A 2,512-nucleotide genomic window follows, 5' to 3' on the forward strand; every position below is an offset into this window, starting at 1 on the left:
ACGCCCCCCCCCCCCCCCCCCCCCCCCCCCCCCCCCCCCCCCCCCCCCCCCCCCCCGCGCCCCCCCCCCCCCCCCCCCCCCCCCCCCCCCACCGGCGGTTGTCGGGTGCGCGGAACGGGTGGTGCGTACGGTCGGGCCGTGCGGGCAGTGCGGGCAGTGCGGGCAGTGCGCGCGGTACGGGTGCTGCGGGCAGTACGGGTGGTGCGTACGGGTCGGGCGGGTACGGCCGCGCGTTCGGGGGCAGTGGTCGCGGATCAGTGGCCGCGGGCCGAGCGACGGCGGCGCAGGGCGTACGTCGTACCGGCCACGCCGGCGAGCACGAGTGCCGCGCCCACGCCCAACTCCACGGGGTCCATGCCGGCCACGCTGCCCCCGACGCCGCCACGGACACCGAGCCCGGCGCTGGAGGCGGGGCGGGACACGGACCGGGTGGGCGCGACGCCGGCCGTCCGGACGGGTGCGACGGCCGGCGGCGGCGTCGGCGCCCGGGTGGGAGTGACGGCGGGCGGCGGGGGCGGGATCGGCAGCGGCGTGCGGCGGACGTCCACGGTGGAACTGGTGGTCGGCCGGGCCGTGCCACCGGCGATCGTCAGGTCGGCGGAGCCGGTCTCCCCGTTGCAGGTGAAGGAGACGGAGTACAGGGCGCCGACCCGCGCGTCCCGGTCCACGGTGACCCGCACGGTCTGGCCGCGCGCGATGCTCACGGTGTCGAAGACCCCGGAGGAGGCGGTGGCGAACGCCGAACCGCAGCCGCTGACGGAGAGCACCGTCTGACCGCCGGGCGCGACGGTCGACGGGGAGAGGGCGAAGCCGAACGAGGTGATGGGCGCGGCCTCGGCCGCGGTCGCGGCGGGCGCGCCCAAGGCACCGAGCGCGAGAGCGGCGCCCGTGGCACCGGCGCTCAGCAGGGCTGTGGCGGAGCTGCGTATCGCACCCATGGAGTTTCTCCGGATCCCCGAGGAGCAGCCGCGGAATGGTTTCCGCACGTGGGGGGGTCGTGCGCCTCGATGCTCGCCACGCTAGGTGCGGGGCCGGTGACCCGCGATCAGGATGTGGCGAATGGGGCATGGCGGTAGGCCGAACCGGGGACGGGAGGCCCGTCCCCGGTTTGCCGAGGGCCGCCGGGGCGGGTGTCCCGTCAGTTCTCCAGTCCCGTCAGTTCTCCAGGCCCAGATGCGGGAACTGGGCGAGGAACGGTTCCGCGGTCGCCGCGATGCCCCGCCCGAACGGTGCGTCGAAGTCCCAGATCAGGAAGAGCAGGAAGGCGATCAGGGCGCTGAAGAGTCCCGCGAGCAGCATCTCGCGGAACGAGCGCCGGATCTGCAGGGTGAAGATCAACCCGACCGTCACCAGGGCGCCCGCGATCAGCCCGAACCACACCACGCCGGGCATGGTGGCGCCGGCGCTCTGGCCGCGGGCGTTGCGGGCGTCGTCCACGAGGGCGACCTGGTCGACCAGAGGCTGGTAGGCCTGCCCCTCGTGGTCGGTCCGCGGCTCGTAATCGGTCACGTCCCGACGGATGCGTTCCAACAACTGCGCGCTCTGATCGGTGAGTTCCCCCTTCTCCGCCATCTGCTTCCACTCCGTGTCGACCACGTGCGTCACGTACGCGTCGACGTCGGAGCGGATCTTCTTGCGGACGTCCGCCGGATAGACCTCGGATCGGACGCTGATCTCGTGTAGGGCCTGCGATTCCTGGCGCACGTATTCCTGGGCGGCTCCGCGGCCCTCCCAGACGCCCGCGATCGCCAGGCCCAGGACGATCGCGTAGATCACCCCGATCATCATCGTCATGTACTCGATGACGTCCGGGGTCTCGTTCGGATCGTCGTCGTCGCCGATCCGCCGGTGGTTGAAGAAGGCGATGGACAGCACCACGGCGCAGGCCGCTGCCATCGCGAGGGACAGAACGAGCCATTCCGACAAGATGACTCCAAGACAAGGGGTAGGGAAAGGGTCGAGAGCGGGTCAGCGGGGGCGCAGCGCGACGATCGCGAGCACCGCGGGAGCCGCGGTCATGAGGGTGAAGGTGACCGGAGAGATGTGGTGCTCCACCGGCTTGCGGGACACGGCGTGGTAGCTCGGCCGGGCCACGACCTTGGGCGGCGCGGGCGGCGGGGTCACCGCGGGGGTGGGCGCCGGCTCCGGTGCGGGTTTCGGCGGCGGTGGGGCCGGCGGCCGGTGGACCACGGGAACCGGCGGCGCGGGTGCGGGCGGCTTGGGCACCGGCTTGGGTACCGGTTTGGGAGCCGGCTTCGGGGTTGGCTTGGGCGGCGCGGGAGGTGGCGGGGTGGGCTTGGGCTTCGGTGGCGGGGTGGGCTTCGGTGGGGGCGGGGTCGGCGTGGGGGTGGGGGTGGGCGTCGGCTTCGGCGGGCACGGTGGGGGCGGCGGCGGGGGGGCGGGGGGGCCCCCCCGGGGGGGGGCGCCGGGGTGGCCCCCCGGGGCGGGGGCCCGGGCCCCCAGCCCCGGGGCGGGGGCCCCGCCGGGTGAGGGTGGGCCGGCGGTTTGGCCG

3 protein-coding genes are annotated in these 2,512 nt (G+C 75.1%); all 3 read right to left on the reverse strand.

Annotated features, from left to right (window positions below; all coding sequences use genetic code 11):
• Nucleotides 1-254: 254 nt before the first annotated feature.
• The 3 genes from ACIRO3_RS14220 to ACIRO3_RS14230 all read right to left on the reverse strand — a co-directional run bounded on the left by ACIRO3_RS14220 (nt 255) and on the right by ACIRO3_RS14230 (nt 2,124).
• Complete coding sequence (locus ACIRO3_RS14220) at nt 255-938, reverse strand: hypothetical protein (RefSeq protein WP_361787328.1); 684 nt, start codon at nt 936-938, stop codon at nt 255-257.
• Nucleotides 939-1,155: 217 nt separating this feature from the next.
• Complete coding sequence (locus tag ACIRO3_RS14225; protein ID WP_361787325.1) at nt 1,156-1,926, reverse strand: hypothetical protein; 771 nt, start codon at nt 1,924-1,926, stop codon at nt 1,156-1,158.
• 42 nt (nt 1,927-1,968) lie between these two features.
• Nucleotides 1,969-2,124, reverse strand: coding sequence for a hypothetical protein (locus ACIRO3_RS14230; RefSeq protein ID WP_404136123.1), 156 nt, complete (start codon nt 2,122-2,124; stop codon nt 1,969-1,971).
• Nucleotides 2,125-2,512: the final 388 nt, after the last annotated feature.

Origin of the sequence: Streptomyces sp. NPDC102278 (assembly GCF_044766345.1) — a bacterium.
GTDB lineage: Bacteria > Actinomycetota > Actinomycetes > Streptomycetales > Streptomycetaceae > Streptomyces.

Excerpts from the sequence above, each read along its gene's own strand:
- ACIRO3_RS14220 (WP_361787328.1), bottom strand. The coding sequence starts at position 938 with ATGGGTGCGATACGCAGCTCCGCCACAGCCCTGCTGAGCGCCGGTGCC.